This is a genomic window from Paraburkholderia sp. J67, from assembly GCF_905220265.1.
Taxonomy (GTDB): Bacteria; Pseudomonadota; Gammaproteobacteria; order Burkholderiales; family Burkholderiaceae; genus Paraburkholderia.
In genome coordinates, this window is the sequence record NZ_CAJMZK010000002.1 from 564,281 (window position 1) to 590,425 (window position 26,145).

The 26,145-nt window shown below is 66.5% G+C and carries 16 protein-coding genes; 10 read left to right on the forward strand and 6 right to left on the reverse strand.

The annotated features are described in order from the left end of the window. Nucleotides 1–64: 64 nt before the first annotated feature. Together U5782_RS06410 and U5782_RS06415 are read right to left on the reverse strand one after the other, a co-directional pair. Nucleotides 65–5,425, reverse strand: coding sequence for a DNA translocase FtsK (locus U5782_RS06410; protein WP_322042975.1), 5,361 nt, complete (start codon nucleotides 5,423–5,425; stop codon nucleotides 65–67). A 160-nt stretch (nucleotides 5,426–5,585) separates the two neighbouring features. Beyond that, nucleotides 5,586–6,227 carry an META domain-containing protein gene (locus tag U5782_RS06415; protein WP_415914257.1) on the reverse strand — a complete coding sequence of 214 codons (642 nt, stop codon included), beginning with the start codon at nucleotides 6,225–6,227 and terminating at the stop codon, nucleotides 5,586–5,588. Nucleotides 6,228–6,495: 268 nt separating this feature from the next. Between U5782_RS06415 and purT the strand changes: the two genes are divergently transcribed. The 6 genes from purT to U5782_RS06445 all read left to right on the forward strand — a co-directional run bounded on the left by purT (nucleotide 6,496) and on the right by U5782_RS06445 (nucleotide 14,036). After that, a complete protein-coding gene (gene purT, locus U5782_RS06420) occupies nucleotides 6,496–7,719 on the forward strand; it encodes a formate-dependent phosphoribosylglycinamide formyltransferase (protein WP_322042976.1) in 1,224 nt (407 codons plus the stop codon). 180 nt (nucleotides 7,720–7,899) lie between these two features. Next, on the forward strand, nucleotides 7,900–8,088 hold the full coding sequence (locus U5782_RS06425; RefSeq protein ID WP_322042977.1) for a DUF6726 family protein: 189 nt from the start codon (nucleotides 7,900–7,902) through the stop codon (nucleotides 8,086–8,088). Between the two features lie 52 nt (nucleotides 8,089–8,140). Beyond that, nucleotides 8,141–8,593: an MliC family protein gene (locus U5782_RS06430; protein WP_322042978.1), complete on the forward strand. Its 453-nt coding sequence runs from the start codon at nucleotides 8,141–8,143 to the stop codon at nucleotides 8,591–8,593. Nucleotides 8,594–8,736: 143 nt separating this feature from the next. Next, the gene (locus U5782_RS06435) at nucleotides 8,737–10,383 is read left to right on the forward strand and encodes an acetolactate synthase large subunit (RefSeq protein ID WP_322042979.1); all 1,647 of its coding nucleotides are present in this window, start codon (nucleotides 8,737–8,739) and stop codon (nucleotides 10,381–10,383) included. 132 nt (nucleotides 10,384–10,515) lie between these two features. Further along, nucleotides 10,516–11,952, forward strand: a complete 1,437-nt coding sequence (locus U5782_RS06440; RefSeq protein ID WP_322042980.1) for an aldehyde dehydrogenase family protein — start codon at nucleotides 10,516–10,518, stop codon at nucleotides 11,950–11,952. A 566-nt stretch (nucleotides 11,953–12,518) separates the two neighbouring features. Then, nucleotides 12,519–14,036, forward strand: coding sequence for a DEAD/DEAH box helicase (locus tag U5782_RS06445; protein ID WP_322042981.1), 1,518 nt, complete (start codon nucleotides 12,519–12,521; stop codon nucleotides 14,034–14,036). A 107-nt stretch (nucleotides 14,037–14,143) separates the two neighbouring features. Here the strand turns inward: U5782_RS06445 and gluQRS are convergent, their stop codons facing one another. Together gluQRS and U5782_RS06455 are read right to left on the reverse strand one after the other, a co-directional pair. Continuing rightward, nucleotides 14,144–15,064 carry a tRNA glutamyl-Q(34) synthetase GluQRS gene (gluQRS, locus tag U5782_RS06450; RefSeq protein WP_322042982.1) on the reverse strand — a complete coding sequence of 307 codons (921 nt, stop codon included), beginning with the start codon at nucleotides 15,062–15,064 and terminating at the stop codon, nucleotides 14,144–14,146. A gap of 7 nt (nucleotides 15,065–15,071) precedes the next feature. Then, nucleotides 15,072–15,953 (reverse strand): sulfurtransferase, encoded by an 882-nt coding sequence (locus tag U5782_RS06455; protein WP_322042983.1) that lies wholly within the window; start codon nucleotides 15,951–15,953, stop codon nucleotides 15,072–15,074. Between the two features lie 238 nt (nucleotides 15,954–16,191). Here U5782_RS06455 and dnaE point away from each other — a divergent pair, with 238 nt between their 5' ends. Further along, a complete protein-coding gene (gene dnaE / locus U5782_RS06460; protein WP_322042984.1) occupies nucleotides 16,192–19,770 on the forward strand; it encodes a DNA polymerase III subunit alpha in 3,579 nt (1,192 codons plus the stop codon). 80 nt (nucleotides 19,771–19,850) lie between these two features. Here the strand turns inward: dnaE and U5782_RS06465 are convergent, their stop codons facing one another. Beyond that, a complete protein-coding gene (locus U5782_RS06465) occupies nucleotides 19,851–20,669 on the reverse strand; it encodes a glycosyltransferase family 2 protein (protein WP_322042985.1) in 819 nt (272 codons plus the stop codon). Between the two features lie 324 nt (nucleotides 20,670–20,993). Between U5782_RS06465 and msbA the strand changes: the two genes are divergently transcribed. Beyond that, nucleotides 20,994–22,748: a lipid A export permease/ATP-binding protein MsbA gene (gene msbA / locus U5782_RS06470; RefSeq protein ID WP_322043094.1), complete on the forward strand. Its 1,755-nt coding sequence runs from the start codon at nucleotides 20,994–20,996 to the stop codon at nucleotides 22,746–22,748. Between the two features lie 137 nt (nucleotides 22,749–22,885). On the opposite strand, the gene U5782_RS06475 is transcribed toward msbA, so the two are convergent. After that, nucleotides 22,886–24,151 carry an O-antigen ligase family protein gene (locus U5782_RS06475; protein ID WP_322042986.1) on the reverse strand — a complete coding sequence of 422 codons (1,266 nt, stop codon included), beginning with the start codon at nucleotides 24,149–24,151 and terminating at the stop codon, nucleotides 22,886–22,888. Between the two features lie 267 nt (nucleotides 24,152–24,418). On the opposite strand from U5782_RS06475, the gene U5782_RS06480 reads away from it, so the two are divergent. Both U5782_RS06480 and U5782_RS06485 read left to right on the forward strand, forming a co-directional pair. Further along, nucleotides 24,419–25,492 carry a glycosyltransferase family 4 protein gene (locus U5782_RS06480; RefSeq protein WP_322042987.1) on the forward strand — a complete coding sequence of 358 codons (1,074 nt, stop codon included), beginning with the start codon at nucleotides 24,419–24,421 and terminating at the stop codon, nucleotides 25,490–25,492. Nucleotides 25,493–25,717: 225 nt separating this feature from the next. Then, nucleotides 25,718–26,026 carry a DUF4148 domain-containing protein gene (locus U5782_RS06485; RefSeq protein ID WP_322042988.1) on the forward strand — a complete coding sequence of 103 codons (309 nt, stop codon included), beginning with the start codon at nucleotides 25,718–25,720 and terminating at the stop codon, nucleotides 26,024–26,026. Nucleotides 26,027–26,145 lie beyond the last annotated feature (119 nt).

A 26,145-nucleotide genomic window follows, 5' to 3' on the forward strand; every position in this document is an offset into this window, starting at 1 on the left:
GCCGCGCGGAAGTGATTCCGCGCGGCGTTTTTTCTTTCCGGCCAGCTTGAGCGTCTGCGTGACGTTAAGCGTCGGGCTGCCCCGGCACGAGCACTTCGCGGCTGCCGTTGATGCCCATCGGCGAGACGAGGCCGGCCGCTTCCATCTGCTCGACCAGACGCGCGGCGCGGTTATAGCCGATGCGCAATTGCCGCTGCACCGACGAAATCGACGCGCGCCGCGTGCGCACGACGAAGGCCACGGCCTCGTCGTAGAGCGGGTCGGCTTCGGCTTCGGGCGACTCGCCGAACAGATCCTGCGGCGCACCTTCGGATGCCGGGCCGTCGAGAATGCCCTCGACGTATTCGGGTTCGCCGAACTGCTTCAGATACTCGACCACGGCATGCACTTCCTCGTCGGCGACGAACGCGCCGTGCACGCGCTGCGGATAGCCCGTGCCCGGCGGCAGGAACAACATGTCGCCCTGGCCGAGCAGCGACTCCGCGCCCATCTGGTCGAGAATCGTGCGCGAGTCGATCTTCGACGACACCTGGAACGCCACGCGGGTCGGAATGTTCGCCTTGATGAGACCCGTGATGACGTCCACCGAAGGACGCTGCGTCGCGAGAATCAGGTGAATACCGGCCGCGCGCGCCTTCTGCGCGAGACGAGCGATCAGCTCTTCGATCTTCTTGCCCGCGACCATCATGAGGTCGGCCAGCTCGTCGATCACCACGACGATCATCGGCAATGGCGAGAGCGGCTCGGGCGCTTCGGGCGTGAGCGAGAACGGATTGCCGATCTTCTTCTCGTTCGCTTCGGCGTCGCGGATCTTCTGGTTGAAGCCCGCGAGGTTGCGCACGCCCACGGCCGACATCAGCCGGTAGCGCTTCTCCATCTCGCCGACGCACCAGTTGAGCGCGTTGGCCGCGAGCTTCATGTCGGTCACGACCGGCGCGAGCAGGTGCGGAATGCCTTCGTAGACCGACAGCTCCAGCATCTTCGGGTCGATCATGATGAGCCGCACGTCCTCGGGCGTCGCCTTGTAGAGGAGCGAGAGGATCATCGCGTTGATCGCCACCGACTTGCCCGAACCGGTCGTGCCCGCGACGAGCATGTGCGGCGCCTTGGCGAGATCGGTGACGATCGGATGCCCGACGATGTCCTTGCCCAGCGCGATCGTGAGCTTCGATTGCGAACGCTGATACGGCGTGGATTCGAGAATCTCGGACAGGCGGATCATCTGCCGTTTGGCGTTCGGCAATTCGAGACCCATGCAGGTCTTGCCCGGAATCGTTTCGACCACGCGGATCGACGTGAGGCCGAGGCCGCGCGAGAGATCCTTCATCAGGCCGACAATCTGGCTGCCGCGCACGCCGAGCGCGGGCTCGACTTCGAAGCGCGTGATGACCGGACCCGCCGAGGCGCCGACCACCGTGACCGGCACCTTGAATTCCTGCAGGCGCTGTTCGATCAACTGGCTGGTTTCGGCGAGCTTCTCTTCGGAGACGTATTCGATTTCGCTCGACGCGCGTTCGAGCAGATCGAAGCCCGGCAACTCGACCGCCGAAGCGCTGAGCGGCTGGAACTCGAACGACGTCGGTGCGTGACCGCGAACGGTCGGGCGAGCGGGTTCGGGAGCCGGGGCAGGCGTCGGGGCGGGTGCCGGGGCCGGCGTTGGGGCCAGTGCAGGGGGCAGCGTCGGCATCCCGGCAAAAGCCTGCGGCGCCATCGGCGGCGGCGCGACGGGCGTGAACGCCTCGAATGGCACGACCGGCTCGAACTCCGGGAGCTTGATTGCCGGCGGCGCTGTTTGAGCTTGCTCCCACGGCGGCGTCGGCAGCGCCGTCGGTGCGTTGAGTGCGTTCAGCGTGGGAACGACCGGGGCGGGCGCAGCGGCCGGAGCGGGCACGGCGGGCATGGGCCACGCGGGCACAGCGGCCTCGATCGGTGCGATGGGCTCGTAAGCCGCAGGCGTGACAACAGGTGCAGGTGCTTGAACCTGCTCCCACGGGGGCGTGCCCGCAACGGCAGGAGCGGAGGCGGTTTCCTGCGTTGGCGCAACCGGAACCCGCCACGCATGCGCGGCCGGTTCGGGGAGCACCTCGGGCAGGGTGTCTGCCGGGTCGACGTCTACCTCGTCGCTCGGGGTTTGCGCGGCAGCGGGGGTAACAGGGGCAGCGGCCGGTGCCGTGGCCGGTGTTTCGGCAATCGGTGCGGCGGGCGCGGGTGTCGCTGCGCTGGTTGCTGCCGCAACCGTCTGCATGGCGCCGAAGGCCGGCACAATCGCGCCGAGCGCGGCAGCGCTGGCCATCGTCGGCGTGAGGGTGGCTGCGGTGGCGGTGGCGGCGGTGGCTATGGTCGCTGCTGTCGCGGCCGCGAACGGCATGGCGGCGCCGAACGGCTGTGCCGCGAACGTCGGTTCGTTCGGTTCATCCGCTGCGATGGGCGTGGTGCTTTCAAGCGAAGCGGATTCCACAAGGGCGGCTTCAACGGCGGGCTCGACGTCAGGCGCGGGCTCCGTCCATTTGGCTTCAACCGGCGCGACTTCGATTACCGGGGTTGGCGCGTGCACGGCCTCCTGCACTGATTGATCGACGGTCGCAACGGTTTCTTGAATCGCCGCGTCTCGAACGGCTTCATCGACGCTTGCCGTTTCAACGTGTGCGGGCGATTCCACAATGGCCGCCGCAGCCGGTTCCTCGGCCGCTTTGGCTTCCTCGGCGGCTGCCTTGGCGATGAACGTCGGCAGTGCGGCGCTGAATGCGGCCGTGAAGGCGTCCACATCGGGAATCGACGGTTCGGCGAGGTCGGGCTCGGGCTCGGGTTCCTCGAAGCTCGTCACCGCGGCGTGTGCGCTTACCGGCTCCTCGACGCGCGCGGCTTGCGTCGCGAGGCGCGGGAAGCGGACGATGTTGCTGGCGGGCTCGACGGGCGGCGCAACCGGCGTGTCTTCGAACGTCTGCGTTCGATCCTGCGTCGAGACGACCGGGCTGGCGGATTGCTGGACCGACTCAGGCGCGTGCGGCGCTGCGTCGCTAGCGGCGACAGACGACGCAGCGGCGACTTCGGGCGCTTCGGCGACCGGCTCGGTGGGCTTGCTGGATTCGGCGGGCTCGTCGTCCAGCAGAACCCACGGCATGCCGTTGTCGAAACTCGGCCAGCTCACCGGGTCGGCGGCGGGCGCGTGCGCCGGTGTCGGCTCGACGTGCGTGGTCTCCTGCGCGAGCGTCTCTACCGATGCAGGTTCCTCCTCTTGCGCGCCGATCAGGAACGCGGGCAGGGCATCGTCCGCATCTGGCTGCGCGTGGACCGGGGACGCTTGTACCTGCGTGGTCACGAACGTGGCGACAGGCGTGAATTCGAGTTTGGTCTCGATCGCTTCGGATGTCGAAACGGGGGCCTCGTAGACGTCGGGCGCTGCCTGAACCATGTCGTTGCTCGACGGTTCGACAGCCTCAACAGCCACGACAGGATCGACGCGCGCCACTGACTCATGAGGCGCCGCGGTCGCTGCCGTTTCGGCGTGCGTGGCCGGGTCATCAGCCAGCGCAGTCTGGGGCGAGGCCAGCGGCAACTTGCCGTGCGTCGCGGAGCTCGACTCCTCGACTTCAGCATCGGCGATTGCGGGGACTGCGGATGCCGTCACGGGCGTGCTCGCTTCGGCGTCAACGGGCGCATCGGGTTGCGCGATCGTCTCGTCGACACTATTGCGTCGCGCGAGGCTGGCTCCCGCGAGCGACGTCCAGCGTGCGGCGTTCTCCTCGATCGAGCGCAGCGTTTCGAGCACGCTGGAGGAGAGCGGCGCGGGCTCGGCGGCGGGTGCGGGCGGCGTCGGACGCGAATAGGCGGGCGTGACGGGGCTCAGGTCGGCGACTGGCGCCGTCACGGGCACGCCGATCTGCGGGCCGACCGTCGAAGGCGCGCGCAGCGCGCTGCTGGGCGTGGTCTTCGTCGGCCACACAAAGGGACGCGGCGCTTTGGTCTGGCGCGGTTGCGGCGCAGCGGCGGCTGCGGCGCGCGCGGCTGTGCTGCCCGCCACCGGCGGCGGCGTGCTGCGGCGCATGGGCGCGGGGTTCGCGTACGGCGAGACCAGTGGGTCGATCGCGGGTGCTGCGCTGCGTGGCGTGACCGAAGCGGTCGAAGCGAGCGGCGCGGCCTGGGCCGCGATGGGCGCGGGCGGGCGCATCGAAGGCGCGCGAATCGGTGCGCTGCCTTGAACGATACCTGGCTTGCTGGCTGAAGCGTTGGCCACAGTGTTGAGCGACGGCGCTGCGGCGCGCGGCGGCGGCGCGACGCGCCACGCAGGTGCGCCAGCCGCCGCGCCTGCGAGTGCTGCGCCTTGCGTGGCGCTCGCAACGGCGACCCCGCCGAGGCCTGCCATCGCCTGACGATGCACATCGGTAGGCAAGGGGACGGGCGGCGTAGGCAGTTGCATGCTATTCGGGCTGCCAACGCCTGCGCGGCGCGCATCGCCTGGCATCCCAGCAGAGGAAGGCAGCGGCGCGCCATTCATCGCGGCGGGCGCGGGGCGGCGAAGCTCGCCGGCCATCGACCCAGCCATCGACCCGCCCACAGCGCCCTGCGGCGCGGACGCCATCGGCGCACGCGCGCCGGGTTGTCCCTCGCGCAGCCAGCCAGCGGGCGCGGTCGGCTCGCTGCGTGCCCACGCGGCGGCGGGGCTGGGCGGCGGCGAAGCGAAATCCGGTTCGGCGCGCCACGGCGAGCCGCCCATCGTCGCGACTGCGGCGCCTTGCGCCTCCTGCGCGGCAACGGCGGCACCCGAGACGCCAGCCGCACCCGCAGCGGCAGCCGCGCGTTTGCCCGGCATCTGCGGACGCCACACCGTCGGACGCTGACGACGCGGGCCGTCGAGCGGTTCGGTCGTGCCCGCGCCCGAGCCGATGTTCGGACCGTCGCCGGCGGCGAGGCCGCCACCGAGACCGAGCGCGCTGCCGAGACTGCCGAGCCCGGCGAGACCCGTGCTCACGCCACCCGACGCTTTCGCGCCGTCCTGCGCTGCGCGACGGCTGCTGCGCGCCGGGCGCTCGCTGTCATCGTCGTCGCTGGAGGGGCGGATATTCAGGCCGAGGCCGAGCGACATGTCGGCCCACGCGAAGAAGTCGCGCCAGCGGAATTCGATCAGCCAGGGCAGGCTCACGAAGAACAGTGCAGCCATCACGAGCGGCGCGGCGGCGTGCCCGATCAACTTGCCGAGTCCGCCCGCGAGTGCGTGGCCGAGCGCATCGAAACCATTGATATTGAGGACCGACGCTTCGAGCGCGCAGCTCGACAGCAGCACGCAGAAAAAGCCGAGCCACAGCCGGATCGTGCCGGGTCCACGCAGGCCCGCGCCGCCAGGCAGCACCGACTTCACGAGACGCCAGATCAGAGGGATGAACCAGACGGCCGATAAGCCGAACCAGCCAGGAACTACCGTGTGCATGCCAGAGATCTACGATTAAAGAATGGGCAATCTGCCGAGTGTAACCGCTCGGCCCTCGTGCGCCGCGATGCGCGTTGCCGCGGCGCTGCAATCGCGGGGGCACTCAGCAAAAAAAACAGCCGCGCGGGGAGAGCGCGCGGCTGCGGGGCAGTGCGACGTATCACTGACCCGGCGTGGCGGATGCGCCAGCCGGTGCGCTCGCACCGACACCCGCAGCGGCGCTTGCGCCGACCTGCGTAAAGGTCAGGTGATCGCCGTTGTCGAGGATCAGCAGCAGGCCTTGCGGCGTGCGCATCTGCACGCCGGTGCGCGCGATGTGCGTGAGCGCGTCCAGGTAGGGGCCTTCGATCTCGCCGCCCGCGCCGATGCACGCCATGCGCGTGCCCGCGAGCTGGTCGAACGAGAGCAGGCCGTTCTTGAGCGTGTAGCGGCCCATGTAACGGTTGCAGCCCGAGAAGCCGCTCGCGCGGCGCTGGCCGTTCGCGGTGGACAGATCGAGTGTGATCGGGCGCGCGCCGGGCGTCGCGGCTGCGCCTGCGTCGGCATTCGGGCCGGGGATCGAGCGCAGCGTGCCGTCGGCGCGCTTCCATTCGGCGAGCTGCCATTGCGTGTTGTCGAGCAATTGCGTGGCCGCGGGATTGAACGGATCGGGCGCGGGCGCCGACGAGTCCTGATGAACCGGCAGCTTGCAGGCGGCAAGCATCAGCGCCGCGGCAGCGGCGGCAGCGAGCGGCGCCGCGCGCGACGCGAGCAGGCGCGCCATCGTGTGCCCGGTGGGACGTGTGCTCGAGCGGTGGGGCATCGCATTTCCTGGTAACTGGCGAAGGCGTAAGGGTAACGCACCAGGAGACGCCATGCGAGCGCAAACGTTCGCCAAATGGTGACTTCTGCGCGCGATCGCGGCGATGTCGCTCGCTTGCGATGCGGGCCGTGCGCACCCCGTACTGGCCGTTTGGCCAGGCAAAATGCATCGTTGCGCGTGTTAACATCGACGCTTATCCGCATTCGTGCGTCATTCGTGAAGCACGCCCGCTTCATCGTCATTCTTCATCGTGATTTCTGGAGACATCATGCAGACCGGCCAACGCATCGGCACGCCGCTTTCCGCTTCCGCCACCCGTGTCATGCTGCTCGGCGCAGGCGAGCTCGGCAAGGAAGTGATCATCGCGCTGCAACGCCTCGGCGTGGAAGTGATCGCGGTCGATCGCTACGAGAACGCGCCCGGCCATCAGGTTGCACATCGCGCACACGTCATCGACATGGCCGATCCCCTCGCGCTGCGCGCGCTGATCGACGCCGAGCGTCCGCACCTCGTCGTGCCGGAGATCGAGGCGATCGCCACCGACGCGCTCGCGGCCGTCGAGTCCGAAGGCGTGGCCGAAGTCATCCCCACCGCGCGCGCCGCGCAACTCACGATGAACCGCGAAGGTATCCGCCGCCTCGCCGCCGAAGAACTGGGCCTGCCGACTTCGCCGTACGCTTTCGCCGATTCGCTCGACGAACTGAAGGCCGGCATCGCCAAGGTCGGTTATCCGTGCGTGGTCAAGCCGGTGATGTCGTCGTCGGGCAAGGGCCAGTCGGTGCTGCGCAGCGACGCCGACGTCGAACGCGCATGGCAATACGCGCTCGCGGGCGGGCGCGTCAATCATGGCCGCGTGATCGTCGAGGGCTTCATCGACTTCGAATACGAAATCACGCAGTTGACCGTGCGCGCGACCGAGCCGGTCAGCGGCCAGGTGCAAACGTATTACTGCGACCCGATCGGCCACAAGCAGGTGGACGGCGATTACGTCGAATCGTGGCAGCCGCAGCCGATGAGTGCGAAGGCGCTGGAGCGCTCGCGTGAAATCGCGCACAAGGTCACCGAGGCGCTGGGCGGCCGTGGCCTGTTCGGCGTGGAGCTGTTCGTGCGCGGCGACGAAGTGTGGTTCTCGGAAGTCAGCCCGCGTCCGCACGATACGGGGCTCGTCACGCTGGCGTCGCAGCGTTTCTCGGAGTTCGAACTGCATGCACGCGCGATTCTCGGTTTGCCCGTCGACACGACGGCGCGTGGTCCGGGCGCGTCGGCGGTGATCTATGGCGGCATGGACGCGCACGGCATCGCCTTCGAAGGCGTCGCGGACGCGCTGGCCGTGCCGGGCGCGGACCTGCGCCTGTTCGGCAAGCCGGAGAGCTTCGTGAAGCGCCGCATGGGTGTCGCGCTCGCAACGGGCGCCGATCTCGAAGAGGCGCGGGCGCGTGCACGGGCGGCAGCGGCGGCGGTTCGTCCGGTGCCCGGCGACGCATCGAACTGAAACGCCGCGGCTTGAGTGGCGTCGCGCAGTTTGATTGGCCTTGATCGTACATCGGGGCTGATCCTGCATAAGCTGCGCGCGCCCCGCGCACGCGATAATCGCGCGCTCGCCCGGTGTACACCCGCATAACGCGGCCGGTGCATGCCGGGTTATCGTGTCAGTAGAGGCAGGGAGGTGGGTATGGTCGGATCGCTCGTGTTGCGCCGGGTGCGCTGGGTCGCCGTGATGGTGTGTATCGGTGCGCTTTCCGGGTGCGGGCTGGCGGCCGCGCCGTGCCGCATCGTTTCGGCGGGTTTGAAGATCGTGCCGGTTGTCGGTCACGTCGCCGCCGCGCCCACCGATGCCTGCGCCGACGTGATCGATCCGTGACCCGCGCTCGCTCATGTCTCTTCCTTTCGGCTGTCCACGCCAGGAGAACGCCATGATCGACGCCCACACCGGCACATCCGCTTTCCCCGCTTCATTACGCAAAACCGTCACGCGCGCGATCGCGGCGTTCGCGCTCGTCGGCGGCACGTCGGCGGCTTTCGTCGCCCCCGCCGCGCACGCGGCATCCGGTAACGCAAGCAACGGCGCGCCGCTCGACATTCGCGACATCCACGTCCAGTCGCGTCAGACCTTCAGCTACACCTGCGCCAACGGCAAGACCTTCAAGGTCAGCTATCTCAACGCGTCCAACGGCCAAAGCTTCGCGCTCGTGCCCGTGGAGGGCCGCAAGCTGTTGCTGGTCGGCGTGGTTGCCGCGTCGGGCGTGCGCTACGTGGGCTCGAACTACGCGTGGTGGACCAAGGGACCGGGCGCCGATCTCTACGACACTATGGCCGACCCCAACGCGAAACCCATCGTCGCAGGCTGCGCCACGATCATGCGCTGACGCGCGAGTCGCGCCCGGACGGCGGACTGCGCGCTTCGCGACGCGATCCGTTCTGCCGGAGTAATCTGTCGGCCATGCGAAGGGAAGGGCGGCTGCCGGGCGGACGCTTTCGAACCTTCCGCACCATTCCCGCGAGGTGGTCGATGAAAGCATCGGATCTGTTCGTGAAGGCGCTCGAAGCCGAGGGCGTGGAGTACATCTTCGGCATTCCCGGTGAGGAGAATCTCGATCTGCTCGAATCGCTGCGGCGCTCGACGATTCGTCTGATCGTCACGCGTCACGAGCAGGCCGCGGGTTTCATGGCCGCCACTTACGGACGGCTGACGGGGCGCACCGGCGTGTGTCTGTCCACCTTGGGCCCCGGCGCGACCAACTTCGTGACCGCCGCGGCCTACGCGCAGCTCGGTGGCATGCCGATGCTGATGGTCACCGGGCAAAAGCCCATCAAATCCAGCAAGCAGGGCCATTTTCAGATCGTCGACGTGGTGCGCATGATGGAGCCGCTCACCAAGTACGCGCGCCAGATCGTTTCCATCGGCAATATTCCGGCGCTCGTGCGCGAGGCCTTCCGTCAGGCCGAGCAGGAGCGGCCCGGCGCCGTGCATCTGGAACTCCCCGAAGACGTGGCCGACGAAGAGGGCGACGGCAAGCCCATTCCGAAGAGTTTCAGCCGCCGTCCCGTAGCCGAGGAAAAAGCGGTCGCGCATGCGGTCGCGGCGATCTGCTCGGCGCGCCATCCGCTGCTCATGATCGGCGCGGGCGGCAATCGCAAGACCACGCGCAACGTGCTGCGCGAATTCGTCGACCAGACCCGCATCCCGTTTTTCACCACGCAGATGGGCAAGGGCGTGATCGACGAATCGCATCCACTCTGGCTCGGCAACGCCACGCTCTCGGATGGCGACTTCGTGCACCGCGCGATCGAGCACGCCGACTGCATCATCAACGTCGGCCACGACGTGATCGAGAAGCCGCCGTTCTTCATGCGCAGCGCCGAAGGCAAGACCGTGATCCATGTGAACTTCCTCGGTGCCGAGGTCGATCCGGTCTATTTCCCGCAGATCGAGGTGGTGGGCGATATCGCCAACGCCGTGTGGCAACTCAAAGAGGCGCTCAAGCCGCGCGAACACGCCTGGGACTTCGCGCGCTTCGAGGAGATCAAGCGCCACTTCGACGCCCATCTCGCCAAAGGCCAGCACGACGAGCGCTTTCCGATGTATCCGGTGCGGCTCGTGCACGACGTCTATCACGCGATGCCCGAGGACGGCATCCTGTGTCTCGATAACGGCATGTACAAGATCTGGTTCGCGCGCTACTACCGCGCCCGCGAACCCAATTCGGTGCTGCTCGACAACGCGCTCGCCTCGATGGGCGCGGGCTTGCCCTCGGCGATCGCCACCAAGATCGTGCATCCCGAGCGCAAGGTGGTGGCCGTGTGCGGCGACGGCGGCTTCATGATGAACTCGCAGGAACTGGAGACGGCGGTGCGCCTGAAGCTCGACATCGTCGTGCTGCTGTTGCGCGATGACGCTTTCGGCATGATCCGCTGGAAGCAGGAGAACATGAATTTCCCCGATTACGGCATGACGCTGCAGAACCCCGATTTCGTCGATTACGCGCAAAGCTACGGCGCGCACGGCCATCGCGTGAGCGCGGCGGACCAACTCGGGCCGCTGATCAAGCAGTGTTTCGCCGAGCCGGGTGTGCATGTGATCGATGTGCCCATCGACTATTCGGACAACGAGCGCATGCTCAATCGCGAGATCAAGCGCCTGAGCGCGCAGTTGTGAACGGGCACCGGTGAACCTGTCGCCGGAGCGCGCGCTCCGGCGCATCGCACTACCTTCGGCGCGGCGTGACCGGGTTTGACTGGATTTGACCTGGTGTGACGTGGCGCGCCGCATCCTTGCGGAGAACGCGTCATGCTCAAACCGACTTATCCGTACTATCTGGCGAACGAGGCCGTCGCCGCCAACACCGATCTCGAGGTCACCGACAAATATAGCGGCGAAGTCGCCACGCGCGTGGCGCTCGCCGACGCACGCGCGATCGACCAGGCCATTGCCGCGGCCGAGGCCGCGATGCCCGCGCTGCGCGCCTTCCCGCCGTTCAAGCGCCAGGCCGTGATCGACCACTGCGTAGCGCGCTTTCGCGAGCGCTTCGACGAACTGGCGATGGCGCTATGCATCGAAGCGGGCAAGCCAATCAACGATGCGCGCGGCGAAGTCACGCGTCTGATCGACACCTTCCGCGTGGCGGCCGAAGAGAGCGTGCGCATCGACGGCGAGATCGTGAATCTCGAAATCTCGGCGCGCGCGAAGGGCTATCACGGCTACGTCAAGCGCGTGCCGATCGGCCCGTGCTCGTTCATCTCACCGTTCAATTTCCCGCTCAACCTGGCCGCCCACAAGGTCGCGCCCGCGCTCGCGGTGGGTGTGCCCTTCGTGCTCAAGCCCGCGAGCCGCACGCCGGTGGGCGCGCTCATCATCGGCGAGGTGCTCGCGGAAACCGATCTGCCCAAGGGCGCGTTTTCGATTCTGCCCGCGCATCGCGATGGCGCCGATCTTTTCACTACCGACGAGCGCTTCAAGCTGCTGTCGTTTACCGGTTCGCCCGTGGTCGGCTGGGATCTCAAGAAGAAGGCGGGCAAGAAGAAGGTGGTGCTGGAACTGGGCGGCAACGCGGCGGCCATCGTCGACGCCGATCAGGGCGCGAAGCTCGATTACGTGGTGGAGCGGCTGGCGTTCGGCGCGTATTACCAGTCGGGGCAGAGCTGTATCGGCGTGCAGCGCATTCTGGTGCACGCATCGCTCTACGACGCGCTGCGCGACAAGCTGATCGCCAAGGTCAAGACGCTCAAGATGGGCGACCCGAAGGACGAAAAGACCTTCGTCGGGCCGATGATCTCGGAGTCGGAATCCAGACGCCTCGCCGGCTGGATGGAGAGCGCGGTGCTGGCGGGCGCGAAGATCATCGCGGGCGGAACGGTGGACGGCGCGATGTTCGAGGCGACGCTGCTGGAAGACGTGGGCCGCGACACCGATCTCTACCGGCGCGAGGCCTTCGGGCCGGTGGCGATTCTGGAGCGCTTCGACGATTTCGGCGCGGCGCTGGACATCGTCAACGACAGTGACTTCGGCCTGCAGGCGGGCGTGTTCACCGATTCGCTCGCCAACGCGCATCGCGCGTGGGACGGGCTCGATGTGGGCGGCGTGGTCATCAACGATATTCCGTCATTTCGCGTCGATAACATGCCGTATGGCGGCGTGAAGGATTCGGGCCTCGGCCGCGAGGGCGTGCGCTACGCGATGGAAGACATGACCGAGCTGCGGCTGATGGTGATGCGCGAGACCTGGTAAGGGTAGGCGCGCTCGACATCAAAAAAGGGGCGGAACATGTGCAGTGCCCTGTTGGCAGAAGGCCGCCCCTGCGGCCATAGGGATTTATGCCGAGGTGCTACAATACCGGCCTTTCGCCGGATTGCGCCTGCATGACGCAGGTCCGCCGGTGAGGACTTGAGCAGGACTGAAGCGGCCGGGCCAGCGAGCACGCGCCGCCACGCAGCGAGAGGCGCCCGACGGAATTCGCGGCGCGTGCGCGCGTAAATATGGGAACGAGCCTCGGTGGGCCACACCAGGCCCCCGGAGCCTACGAGTGGGTTGAATGGATTGACCGGGTCGAGCGCGGCAGCCAGCCAGCGCACCCCGCGCACTCCGCACCCAACGGCTCCTGTCCGCGCGAGCGGGCCGTTCCGCAAGCTGTCCGCAGCGACCGGTCCTGTTCTTGTCAGGCCGGGCGCCCCGGGCAATCCCGGCAGAACCAGGCTGCGTCCACGCAGCGTCTGCCAGCACCACCGCAGTCCCGCAGTGATTATTTGAGGCGCATGGCGCCTCGTGCGCCTAGCGCCTTTATAGCGAAACCCACCATGTCCGACACCGACGTCAAGCCCAGCACTGCGACCTTCGATCAGTTCGGCCTCGCGCCCGACATCCTCAAGGCGGTCAAGGAGCAGGGCTACACGACGCCCACGCCGATCCAGGCGCAGGCCATTCCCGTGGTCCTCACGGGCCGTGACGTGATGGGCGCCGCCCAGACCGGCACCGGCAAGACCGCCAGTTTCTCGCTGCCGATCCTGCAACGCCTCCTGCCGATGGCGAGCACGAGCGCATCGCCCGCCCGCCATCCGGTGCGCGCGCTGATCCTCACGCCCACGCGCGAGCTGGCCGACCAGGTCGCCAACAACGTGCGCACCTACGCGCAGCACACGCCGCTGCGTAGCGCCGTGGTGTTCGGCGGCGTCGACATGAACCCGCAATCGGAAGAGCTGCGCCGCGGCGTCGAAATCCTGATCGCGACGCCTGGCCGACTGCTCGACCACGTGCAGCAGAAGACCACGAACCTCGGCCAGGTGCAGATGCTCGTGCTCGACGAAGCCGACCGCATGCTCGACATGGGCTTCCTGCCGGACCTGCAACGCATCCTGAACCTGCTGCCGAAGGAGCGTCAGACGCTGCTGTTCTCGGCCACGTTCTCGCCGGAAATCAAGAAGCTGGCCGCAACCTACCTGCGCACGCCGCAGACCATCGAAGTCGCGCGCAGCAACTCGACGAATGCGAACGTCACGCAGATCGTCTATGAAGTCGCCGAGGGCGACAAGACCGGCGCGGTCGTGCAACTGATCCGCGCGCGCGGTCTGAAGCAGGTGATCGTGTTCTGCAACAGCAAGATCGGCGCGAGCCGTCTCGCGCGCCAGATCGAAAAGCAGGGCATCGTGGCCGCCGCGATTCACGGCGACCGCTCGCAGAACGAGCGCATGCAGGCGCTCGAAGCCTTCAAGCGCGGCGAGATCGAAGCGCTGGTGGCAACCGACGTGGCCGCGCGCGGTCTCGACATCGCGGAACTGCCGGCCGTCATCAACTTCGACCTGCCGTTCAACGCCGAAGACTACGTGCACCGCATCGGCCGGACAGGCCGCGCGGGCGCGACCGGCGACGCGCTGTCGCTGTGCAGCCCGAACGAGAAGAAGCAGCTCGCCGATATCGAGAAGCTCATCAAGCGTCCGCTGACGATCGAGCATCTGGTGGTCGATACGCCGGTCGCGCATCACGAAGGCAGCAGCCGCCGTCGCGAGCGCGACGGCCATGAAGGTCGCGAGAGCCGCGAAGGTCGCGAAGCCCGTGGTGAGCGCGAAGGCCGTGAAGCACGCGGCGAGCGCGGCCATCGCCGCACCGGCAGCTTCGAGCGCCCGCATCACCATCGCACGCAGCACATCGACGAATTCTTCCTGAAGCCCTACGAGCCGTCGCCGACGGCGCGCAGCAAGGTCGAAGACAACAACGCGCCCGCCTCGACGACGCAGAAGTCGAAGCAGCCGCTCGCGGCACTGCTGGGCGGCCTGGGTGCGGGCTGGCGCAACAAGCCGACGTCTTCGTCGTCGTCCTGATTTCACGGTCGACTTCACGGTCGACGCGCTTTAGACGCAAAAACGGCGTGCCGGGTGGATACCCGGCACGCCGTTTTCTCTTGTGGCGCGGTTTTTTCGCGTTGGGCCTACGTCGGTAACTGCTTCAGACGTTGCTTCCACGCCTCGATCGCATCGGCCTGAAACGCTTCGAGCGTGGCAGGCGTGCGATCGCGCAGATCGAGTTGCAGATGCCGGGCGGCGGCCAGCAGCGCCTCCAGTGGCCGTGCCGCGTCCAGCGCCTGCGCGCCGGTCTGCTTCGAGAGCTTTTCGCCGTCGGCGTTGGTGACGACGGGGACGTGCAGGTACGTGGGCGTCGGCACGTCGAGGCACTGTTGCAGCCAGATCTGGCGCGCCGTGGAGTCGAGCAGGTCCGCGCCGCGCACGACATGGGTGATGCCCTGCGCGGCATCGTCCACGACCACCGCCAACTGATACGCCCATTGCCCGTCGGCGCGCAGCAGCACGAAATCGCCGACTTCGTTCGCCAGATCCTGTTGCTGCGGGCCTTGCCAGCGGTCGTCGAAGCGCGTCAGTGCGGGATTGTTCACACCTTCGGGCGCGTCGTCGGGCACGCGCAGACGCCAGGCGCGCGCGGTCTTGCCGTGCAGGCCGCTGCGGCATGTGCCGGGGTAGATCAGCGTGGTGTTGCGCCGGTGCGCGTGCAGTTGCGAATCGGCGATTTCCTTGCGCGTGCAGCCGCAAGGGTAGACATGGCCCGACGCGATCAGCGCGTCGAGCGCCGCGCGATACAGACCGATGCGCTGGCTTTGCCACTCGGGCGGTTCATCGGCGTGAAAGCCGAAGCGTTCGAGCGTCGCGAGAATGTCCTCGGCGGCGCCGGGCACCGTGCGCGGGCCGTCGATATCCTCGACGCGCACGAGCCACGCGCCGTCATGCGCGCGCGCGTCGAGCCAGCTCGCGAGCGCCGAGGCGAGCGAGCCGAAATGCAGCGGGCCGGTGGGCGAGGGCGCGAAGCGCCCGCGATAGCCGGAAGCGGGTGCGCCCACGCGCGCGTTACGCTGCGGCGTGCGCGGCGGCGTTCGTGTCCTGCGTGCGCGCCGGATGGCACGCGGGGCAGCTCTTGCCGACCTCGTAGAGCGGCGAGGCCTGTTCGGCGGGCGTGACGATGGCGCGGCAGGCGAAGCACTGCACCATGTCGGTCGGTTCGAGCTGCGGATTGAGCGCGGTGCGCTGGTCGAACACGAAGCAGTCGCCGTTGTAGTGCGCGCCGCCCACTTCCTCGAAGTACTTCAGGATGCCGCCTTCGAGCTGATAGACGTGCTCGATCCCCACTTCCTTCATGTGGATCGCGGCTTTTTCGCAGCGGATGCCGCCCGTGCAGAACGACACCACGGTCTTGCCTTCGAGATCGGCGCGGTTGGCCTCGATCACGCCGGGGAATTCGCTGAACTTGGTGAGACGGTAGTCGAGCGCCGCATCGAAGGTGCCCACGTCGATTTCGAAGTCATTGCGGGTGTCGAGCATGACCACCGGACGGCCTTCGTCGTCGTGGCCGCGATCGAGCCATTCCTTGAGCACGACCGGCGAGACCGACGGCGCGCGGCCTTCTTCGGGCCGGATCGCCGGCTTGTTCATCGTGATGATCTCGCGCTTCAGGCGCACGAGCATGCGATTGAACGGCCGCGTTTCCGAGAAGCTTTCCTTGAACTGGAGCGTGGCGAACTTGCCTTCGAAGAGCGAATCGGTGCGCACGTACTCCATAAAGGCGCGCACGTTCGGTTCGTCGCCGGCGACGAACAGGTTGATGCCTTCGGGCGCGAGCAGGATCGTGCCCCGCAAATCGAGTTCATGGCAGCGCGCCAGCACGAGCGGACGCCATTCGACGTTCTTTTCGAGTGTCGCGAACTGGTAGGAGGAAAGATTGAGGATACGCATGGCCAAACACTAAAAGCTGAATCGGTGGGGCCCGCGTGCGGTGCGGCGGGCGCAATCCTCTATTATCCCTCAACCGGGCCGCGGGGCACCTGCAGCGCGTTGTCTCGTGCCCGCGAGTGTCGCGCCGCGCTGACGGCGCGCAAGTTGGCCCCGCGTTGGCGCATCGGCTGCCATCGCCGTTCGCGCACCCATTGGCGCACGCCGGCGGCGGCGAAAATCGCGGGATCGTAGAGGTACAATGTCGCCCATGTCAGATCCCCGCTTCGTCCATCTTCGCGTCCACTCCGAATTCTCGATTGCCGACGGCATCGTGCGCCTCGACGACCTCGTCAAGGCGGCGGCCAAGGACGGCCAGGGCGCGCTCGCGCTCACCGACCTGAGCAACGCATTCGGTCTCGTCCGTTTCTACTCGGAGGCCCGTGGCAAAGGGGTCAAACCCATTGCCGGTTGCGACGTCTGGATCATGAATCCCGACGACCGCGACAAACCCTCGCGCCTGCTGCTGCTGGTCAAGGACAAGGTCGGCTACCTGAATCTGTGCGAGCTGCTCTCGAAGGCGTGGCTCACGAATCAATATCGCGGCCGTGCGGAAGTCGATGTCGCGTGGCTCGAAGCCGGGCTCGGCGAAGGGCTGCTCGCGATCTCGGGCGCCCAGCAGGGCGACGTGGGCCTCGCGCTCGCGGCCGGCAATGTCGAAAGCGCGAAGCGCCATGCGCAACGCTGGGCGAAGCTGTTCCCGGGCGGCTACTACCTCGAACTGCAACGCTGCGGCCAGGCGGGCAGCGAGCAATATGTCGAGCAGGCCGTCGCGATTGCGGCAGAACTGCAACTGCCCGTGGTCGCCACGCACCCGATGCAGTTCATGACCGCCGAGGAATACACCGCGCACGAAGCGCGCGTGTGTATTTCGGAAGGCGACATGCTCGCGAATCCGCGTCGTCAGAAGCGCTTCACGACCGACCAGCGTTTTCAGACGCAGGAAGAAATGGCCGCGCTGTTCGCGGACATCCCCTCGGCGATCGCGAACACGATCGAAATCGCCAAGCGCTGCAATCTGACGCTCGAACTCGGCAAGCCGAAGCTGCCGCTGTTCCCGACGCCCGACGGCATGTCGCTCGACGACTACCTCAAGCAGCTCTCGCTCGAAGGCCTGGAAAAGCGCCTCGTGCAGCTGTATCCGAACGAAGCCGAGCGCGAAGCCGAACGCGCGCGTTACAACGAACGGCTGGACTTCGAGTGCGGGACCATCATCAAGATGGGCTTCCCGGGCTACTTCCTGATCGTTGCGGACTTCATCAACTGGGCCAAGAACAACGGCGTGCCGGTGGGCCCGGGCCGGGGTTCGGGCGCGGGCTCGCTCGTTGCCTACGCGCTCGGCATTACCGATCTGGACCCGCTGCGCTACAACCTGCTGTTCGAGCGTTTCCTGAATCCGGAACGCGTCTCGATGCCCGACTTCGACATCGACTTCTGCCAGCACGGGCGCGACCGCGTCATTCAGTACGTGAAGGACAAGTACGGCGCCGACGCGGTCTCGCAGATCGCGACCTTCGGCACGATGGCGGCGAAGGCGGCGGTGCGCGACATCGGCCGCGTGCTCGACCTCGGCTACAACTTCACCGACGGTGTGGCCAAGCTCATTCCGTTCAAGCCGGGCAAGCACGTCACCATCGCCGACGCGATGAAGGAAGAGCCGCTCCTGCAGGAGCGCTACGACAACGAAGACGAAGTGCATCAGCTGCTCGATCTCGCGCAGCTGGTGGAAGGTCTCACGCGTAACGTCGGCATGCACGCGGGCGGCGTGCTGATCGCGCCCGGCAAGCTCACGGACTTCTGCCCGCTCTACACCCAGGGCGACGAAAGCGGTGTCGTGAGCCAGTACGACAAGGACGACGTGGAAGCCGTCGGCCTCGTGAAGTTCGACTTTCTGGGTCTGACCACGCTCACGATTCTCGACTGGGCCGAGCGCTATATCCGCATGCTCGATCCGTCGAAGCAAGGCTGGTCGCTCGCCGACGTACCGCTCGACGACGTGCCGTCGTTCCAGATCCTCAAGAAAGCGAATACGGTCGCCGTGTTCCAGCTGGAAAGCCGCGGCATGCAGGGCATGCTGAAGGACGCGCAGCCCGACCGCTTCGAGGACATCATCGCGCTCGTGGCCTTGTATCGTCCGGGCCCGATGGACCTGATCCCGAGCTTCTGCGCGCGTAAGCATGGCCGCGAAGTGGTGGAGTATCCCGATCCGCGCGTCGAACCTGTTCTGAAAGAGACCTACGGCATCATGGTCTATCAGGAGCAGGTGATGCAGATGGCGCAGATCATCGGCGGCTACTCGCTGGGCGGCGCTGACTTGCTGCGTCGCGCGATGGGTAAGAAGAAGCCCGAGGAAATGGCCAAGCACCGCGAGATTTTCGCGGAAGGCGCGGCCAAGAACGGTCTCACGCGCGAGAAGGCCGACGAAACCTTCGACTTGATGGAGAAGTTCGCGGGCTACGGCTTCAACAAGTCGCACGCGGCGGCGTACGCGCTGCTCGCGTATCACACGGCGTGGCTCAAGGCGCACCATCCGGCCGAATTCATGGCGGCGAATATGTCGCTCGCCATGGACGACACCGACAAGGTGAAGATTCTCTTCGAGGACTGCATTACCAACGGCATCAAGGTGCTGCCGCCCGACGTCAACGCGTCGGCGTATCGCTTCGAGCCGGTCGCCGATGCCAACGTCGCCGAAGGCAAACGCTCGCGCACGATTCGTTACGGTCTGGGCGCGATCAAAGGCAGCGGCCAGAACGCGATCGAGGAAATCCTGCGCGCGCGTAAAGAGGACGGTCTGTTCAAGGACCTGTTCGACTTCTGCGAACGCATCGACCGCCGCCTCGTGAATCGCCGCACGATCGAGGCGATGATTCGCGCGGGCGCGTTCGACACGATCCACGCGAACCGCGCGCAGTTGATCGCCTCCGTGCCGATGGCGATGGAAGCCGCCGAGCAGGCGAGCGCCAACGCCATGCAGGCGGGCCTCTTCGACATGGGCGACGCACCGCTCGCGGCACACGAACTCGTCGACGAACCGGCGTGGGAAGAGAAGCGCAAGCTCCAGGAAGAGAAGGGCGCGCTCGGCTTCTATCTGTCGGGCCATTTGTTCGATGCCTATAAGGACGAAGTGCGTCGCTTCGTACGCCAGAAGATCGGCGAACTGAAGGAAGGGCGCGACAAGCTGGTGGCGGGCGTGATCGCCTCGCTGCGCACGCAGATGACCCAGCGCGGCAAGATGCTGATCGCCTTGCTCGACGACGGCACCGGCCAGTGCGAAGTGACGGTGTTCAACGAGCAGTACGAGGCGCACAAGGCGCTGTTCAAGGAAGACGAACTGCTGGTCGTGCAAGGTGGCGCGCGCAACGACGCGTTCACGGGCGGCATTCGCTTTACCGTCGATACCGTCATGGATCTGGAGCGCGCGCGCAGCCGCTACGCCCAGGCCGTGAAGGTGCAGATGAACGGCAACGCCGACGCGGGAGCGCTGCGCACGGTGCTCGAAGCGCATCGCGCCAAGCCCGATGATTCGCTGCCCGCGCCGGTGGTCGAGACACGCGGTCGTGGCGGTCGCGATGGCGGTGGTGGCGGCTTCGGCGGCCGGGGCCGCGAGCGCGAGCAGGTGGTGATTCCGAACGGCCTCGCGGTGCAGATCGTTTATCGCAATGCGCGTGCGGAAGGCGAAGTGCGTCTGGGCGACGCGTGGCGCGTCAAGCCCACCGACGATCTGCTCGCCGCACTGCGTGGCGAGTTCGCGGGTAGTTCGATCGAGATCGTCTATTGACGGTTGTTGTTCGTATGCATACAAAACGGGCGGCCTCGATGGGCCGCCCGTTTTTCGTTGCGAACGCTGTTTAGCGTGCTTTAGCGTTTTTTCGCGACCTTGCCGTCGCGCGTGAGCAGCGCGAGCTTGGCGTAGCGATAGTAGGTCGTTTCGGCGTTATTGATCGCCAACATCAGCCCTTCGGCGCCGTCGAGGAAGCCCGCTCGTATCACCCACGTGCGGAAGAACGCCCAGAAGCCCTTGCCGAGCGCCTTGGCGAGCGACGAGCGCTTGCCCGCCTCGGCCATCGTCAGCGCGCCTGCGCTCGAATATGCGTTGGTTTTTTCCAGTGCCTCGTGCAGGTCCGGCATCGAGATATGGATGATCGGGCCGTCGAGGCGACCGATCGTGCCCTGAATCTCTAGATGCGTATGTGTGCGCACATCGGTGAAACGCGCGCTGCCGCGCCGGAACAGCCGTTCGATGCGATCGGGCCACCAACCCGAGTGATTCATGAAGCGCCCGCAAAAGCTCGAACGGCGCGGCGTGCTGAACGCGTTATGCGGCGTGCCCTCGGCGAGGAGCGCGGCGATTTCAGTGCGCAGCTCGGGACTCAGACGCTCGTCGGCGTCGAGGCAGATGACCCAGTCGCCGCGCGCCTGATCGAGCGCGCGATTTTTCTGGGGGCCGTCGCCTGGCCAGTCGGTTTCGACCACGCGCGCGCCGAGCGCGCGGCAGATATCGGGTGTGCCGTCGGTGCTGCCCGAGTCGTACACGATGGTTTCCATCGCGAGCCCGCGCACCGATTCCAGGCACTCGCCGATGTCGTGCGCCTCGTTCATCGCCACCACGATCACGGAAAGCGTGGCGGTGCCGTTGGCCGCAAGGCCTGGGCGCGTCGGGGAAAGTCCGTCGGACATGGAGTGGACGCCTGTTCTGATTCTGAAGAGAAAACGCAAGCGGCGAACCGGTACGGTTGCACGCTGATTTTTGCTTATGGACGGTGTATTGCTCAACCTGGCAGGGCCAGGAGCGCAGAGCTGCGTATTCTAGACCATGAGCCAGACCATGCGTGGCGGGTAGCCCGGCCGCCCGTCAGATCGAGCGGGCCGTCGCGCCGACCGTATACAATGCGTACCGCGCTGCCGCAGCGTCCTCCCGACGCCGCCGCGCTTGTTTTCAGAACACGCTTTCCAGAGGATTCCTTGAGCGAAACGCCCCGACAATCCACCCTCAGCAAGCCGATCGGCGATGGCCAGGCCTCCAACCCGGGCTCGGTCGGCCGCCGGCTGTGGCCCTATCTCAAGCCGCTCCTGGGGGTGTCGATCGCCGCTGTCATCACGCTGGCCATCGTGGCCGCGACCGAGGCCGGCATTCCCGCGCTGCTCAAACCGTTGCTCGACCACGGTTTCGGCACCAAGGGCAGCCCGGTCGCCAAATGGCTCGTTCCGGTCGCCGTGATCGGCCTTTCGCTGGTGCGCGGGCTCGCGCAGTACGCGTCGGGCTATCTGTTGCAGTACGTCTCCAACCGGATCCTGCTCGAGCTGCGCCTGAAGATGTTCGAGCGCATGATTCACGCGAGCGTCGGATTCTTCCAGCGTGAGACGGCGAGCACGATCATCAATGCGATCGTCTTCGAGGTGAACCAGATCCTGAACGTGCTGATGTCCGTGCTGGTGACCTCGGTGCGCGACTCGCTCACGGTGATCTTCCTGCTCGGCTATCTGTTCATTCTCAACTGGCGTCTCACGCTGATCGTGGCCGTGCTGCTGCCCGCCATCGGCTGGCTCGTCAGCAAGATCAACCGGCGCCTGCGCCGCCTGAACCGCGATTACCAGCTGCTCACGAACGACCTGTCGTACATCGTCGAAGAGACGGTGGGCGGCTACAAGGTGGTCAAGGTCCACAACGGCGAAAAGTACGAGATGGACCGCTTCGGCGAGCTGAGCAAGCGGCTGCGCGGCTACCAGATGCGCATGACGGTCTCCGGCGGTCTCGCCCAGCCGATCACGCAGTTCCTCGCCTCGATCGCGCTCGCGGTCGTGGTGACGATCGCCGTGGTGCAGGCGTCGCACGACCAGACCACGGTGGGCGGCTTCGTTTCCTTCGTCACCGCGATGCTGCTCGTGATCTCGCCGCTCAAGCATCTGATCGACGTGAACCAGCCGCTGCAACGCGGTATGACGGCCGCCGAGCTGATCTTCGGCCTGATCGACGAACCGGCCGAGCCCGAAGGCGGCGGCAAGCCGCTCGAACGCGCGCGCGGCGAGATCGAGTTCCGCAACGTTTCGTTCGCCTATGGGCCAGAGGGCCGTCCGATCCTGGAGAGCGTGCATTTCACCGCCGCGCCGGGCGAGATGATCGCGCTGGCGGGCCCGTCGGGTAGCGGCAAGACCACGCTCGTGAACCTGCTGCCGCGCTTTTTCGATCCGAGCGGCGGTCAGATTCTCGTCGACGGCGTGCCTGTGCCCGACTACGACATCCACGCGCTGCGCAGCCAGATCGCGATGGTGAGTCAGGACGTCACGCTCTTCAACGACACGGTCGCGAACAACGTCGCCTATGGCCAGGAGGCCGACCCCGAGCGCGTCGAGAAGGCGTTGCGCGCGGCCAACCTGTGGGACACGATCGCGGCGCTGCCGGACGGCATCGCCACGATGGTCGGCGACAACGGCATGAAGCTCTCGGGCGGTCAGCGCCAGCGTCTCGCGATCGCGCGCGCCATCTACAAGGACGCGCCGATCCTGATCCTCGACGAAGCGACTTCGGCACTGGATTCGGAATCGGAGCGCCATGTCCAGGCCGCGCTCGAAACGCTCATGAAGGGCCGCACGACGCTCGTGATCGCGCACCGCCTGTCGACCATCGAGCGCGCCGACCGCATCCTCGTGATGGAAGCGGGTCGTATCGTCGAGCGTGGCTCGCACCAGCAACTGCTCGAACAGAGCGGGCTCTACGCCCATCTGCATAAGATCCAGTTCCAGCAGAGCGCGGCTTGAGGCGCTTGAAGCGTCTCTAGCGGCTGTAGCGTGCGAAGCCTGTAGCGTCAGCTACGGCTTCGCAAAGAGAAACGGCCCATCGCGTCAGACGCGATGGGCCGTTTTTTTGTGCCGGTAAAAGACGCGGAGCTTTCGGATCAGATCCCGGCGGCGATCTCGCGTCGGCGCGACACGATGGTCGCGAGGAACGTCGCGGTGAGCAGCGAGATCAGCACCATGACCTGGATCGGCACCAGCACGTCGATCGTGAGGCCGAAGAGGATCGTGCTGAACGACACGGCGAGGCCGCTGCAGGCGGCCGTGCGGATCACCGCATCGGCGTCGCGGCGGGCGCGCCAGAAGTACACCGACGTGCCGAAGTAAATCAGCAGCAGGTTCAGGGCGCCGAGCGCGCCCATTTCGGCGATGGCCGAGAAGAAGTCGCTATGCGCGCGCTCGTTGACGATCTGCTGGCTCGCTTCGCCATGCTGGGCGAGGTCTCCCAGCGCGGCTTCCAGACGGCCCTTGCCGACGCCGTAGACCGGATGGCGTTCGAACAGCCGGATCGACGCGCTCCAGAGTTGCAGGCGCAGGCCGACCGAGGTGTCCTTGTCGCCGTGCTGCATGAGCGCGACGTCGGAACTGACATCCGCGACGCGGTGCTGGATGCGCTCCGTCGACAGCAGCGCGCCGGCCGCCACGGCGACCAGCGCCACGGCCACCACCACGCGCTTCCAGTGCGTGAACCAGCCGTACTGAACGCCCAGCAGGAACATGAAAACCGGAATCGCGATCCAGCCGCCGCGCGTTCCCGAGAGATAGGAGACGAAGCCGCCCGCGAGCAGCGCGGCAAGCTTTACCACTAGCGCGAGCGGGCGCGCCTTGCTGTCCCAGCCGAACGTGAACACGGCGAGGAAGGCGAATAGCAGGGCCGTATCGCCAAAGGGAATCGCGTTCGTGTAGTAGTTGTTGAGGCGTTCCGCGTCGCTCCAGCCGCCTACCGGGCGATCGACGATCACCCAGGCGGTCGCGGCGAGCGCACCGAACGCGCAGCCCCAGCCCACGGCGGTGAGATTGCGGGACGGCACGCGACTGAGCAGCAGAAAGACCGGCAGCGCGAGCGCGAAGCGCGAAAGCGCATCGAACTGATGGGGCGCCCAATAACCCATGAGCGCCTGTTGCACGACGATCACGACGAGCGGCACGAGCATGGCGGCCGTGTACCAGCGGTAATCGCGCCACGGCGCAAAGTAGCCGGGCTCGCGCCGACAGGCGTACAGGCCCCAGAGCGCGAACGCCAGCAGCAGGAAAAAGCAGTAACCGGTGCCGCCGCGCCAGACCAGATTCGTGGCCGGACCAAGCAGCAGCAGGAAGGAAACGATTGGAGCCAGGCGGCGAGGGTGTGTCGTTGTATCGTGATTCATGTCGGCCGGCGCAAATCGGACGGGCAGTCAATTTGTTGTGTCGATATGGCCGCAGCGCGACGACGGTGCCGCGCGGCCAGGGATGGACGCTGTAGTGCCCAAAAGCCGGTCGATTATACCGGAGCGCATTTGGGGCTCGCGCAATGGCCGGGGTGGCGCACGCGGACACGGGACTTACGCAAGCTTTCCTCCCGCAGAGCCTGAATGGGGGGCTATATAATCGGCGCCACGCGACTTCTGCACAAAAATTCACATGTCGGACGGTTCATGAAGCTGGGTATTTCCGCGAACGCGCTCAAGCACAGCGGCGGGCTGGAACGTTATGCGATGGACCTCGTCCAGGGGCTCGCTGCGCACGGTATGCGCCCGGCGTTCTTTGCACGCAAGTTCGATCCGTCCCTGGGCGAATATGCGCAGGTCGAGCCGCATCGCATCAATGTCTCGCTCCTGCCCGGCAAACTGCGCGACCGCTGGTTCTCGTGGCGCCTTGCCGCGCTGCGCCGGCGCGCCCGGGTGGATGTGCTGATCGGCTGTAACCGGGTGGACTCGTCGGAGATCGCCATCTGCGGCGGTACGCATCGCGGCTTCCTGCGCGCAACGGGGCGTGAATTGCGCGGCTCCGATCAGCGCCAGATCGAACTCGAGAGCCGGCAATATGCGCAATCGCGCGTGATCGTCGCGCATTCTGATCTCATGCGCGACGAACTCCTCGAACTCTACGGCGTGGACGACGCGAAAATCCGCGTGCTGTGCCCGCCCGTCGACGGCGCACGCTTCTCGCCCGTGGATGACGCCGCGCGCGCCGCGCTGCGCAAGCAATACGGTTTCGGCGAGCACGAGACGGTGTTGTTGTTCCCGTCGAGCAGCCACGAACGCAAGGGTTTGCCGCTGATCCAGTCGGTGGTCGAGGCGCTCGATCTGCCCGTCGTCGTGGCCGTGGCGGGGCGCCCGCCCGAACGCGCGAGCCAGCGTGTGCGCTACATCGGCTACGTGAAGGATCTGGAGAATGTCTATCGGGCGGCCGATTTCACGATTCTTGCCTCGAAGTACGAGCCGTTCGGCCTGGTGGGCATCGAGTCGGTGATGTGCGGCACGCCCGTGATCTTCTCGTCGAACATCGGCTGCTGCGACGCCATCGACGACGACGCCAAATACGTGTTCCGACCCGATGACGCTGCCGGCCTGCGCCGCATGCTCGAAGCGGCGGTCGCCGCGCGTGGTAGGCGCATCGAAGCGGCTGCCGGGCCTGGCGCGCATCCCGCCATTCGCTACGACGCGAGTGTGGCCGCTCACATCGACGCGCTGCTCGCCCTCGCGGCAGACATCGTTTCGTCGAAATAACGTTGGGTGCGCCCTCGGCTAACGGGCGTCACCCTCGTTCCGTCTGATCTGTCCCTCCTGAAACGACCGTCCCGTGGCGCCTCCAGCGATTCTTCCGCGACCTGGAAGAGTCTTATATAAGTTTGCGGGTTAACCCTAGGGATGGATAAGCCTACGATGCGTACATCGGTCGCATGCACATACCGTCGCACGTCGACCGTCTAGTCCAAACTGGAGGTCGTTACCATGAAGTCCCTGATCCAAGCCGTTGCCGTTGCCGCTGCCCTTATCGTTCCGGTCGCATCGTTCGCCCAGTCGCAATCGCCCGTCACCCGCGCCCAGGTGCGCGCCGAACTCGTCCAGCTGCAACAGGTTGGCTACCACGTCGGCGATGGCGACCAGGCCCATTACCCCGACGCGATCCAGGCAGCCGAAGCCAAGGTTGCCGCGCGTAATGGCAACAGCGCCTACGGCGGTGTCGCGAATGCGTCGGAATCGGGTGTGCGCGGCGCCACGGTGTCGCAGCAAGACTGGAACGCGATGTACACGCGTTAAGCGACCCACCGCATGACAGACGCGCCGGGCCGCGGGAGGGCGGTACGGCGTGCGTAGTGAGCGGGTAGCGCGAAGTGTCTGGCTCAGCGCGCAAACCCCTTCGAAAGAAACCTCCACCG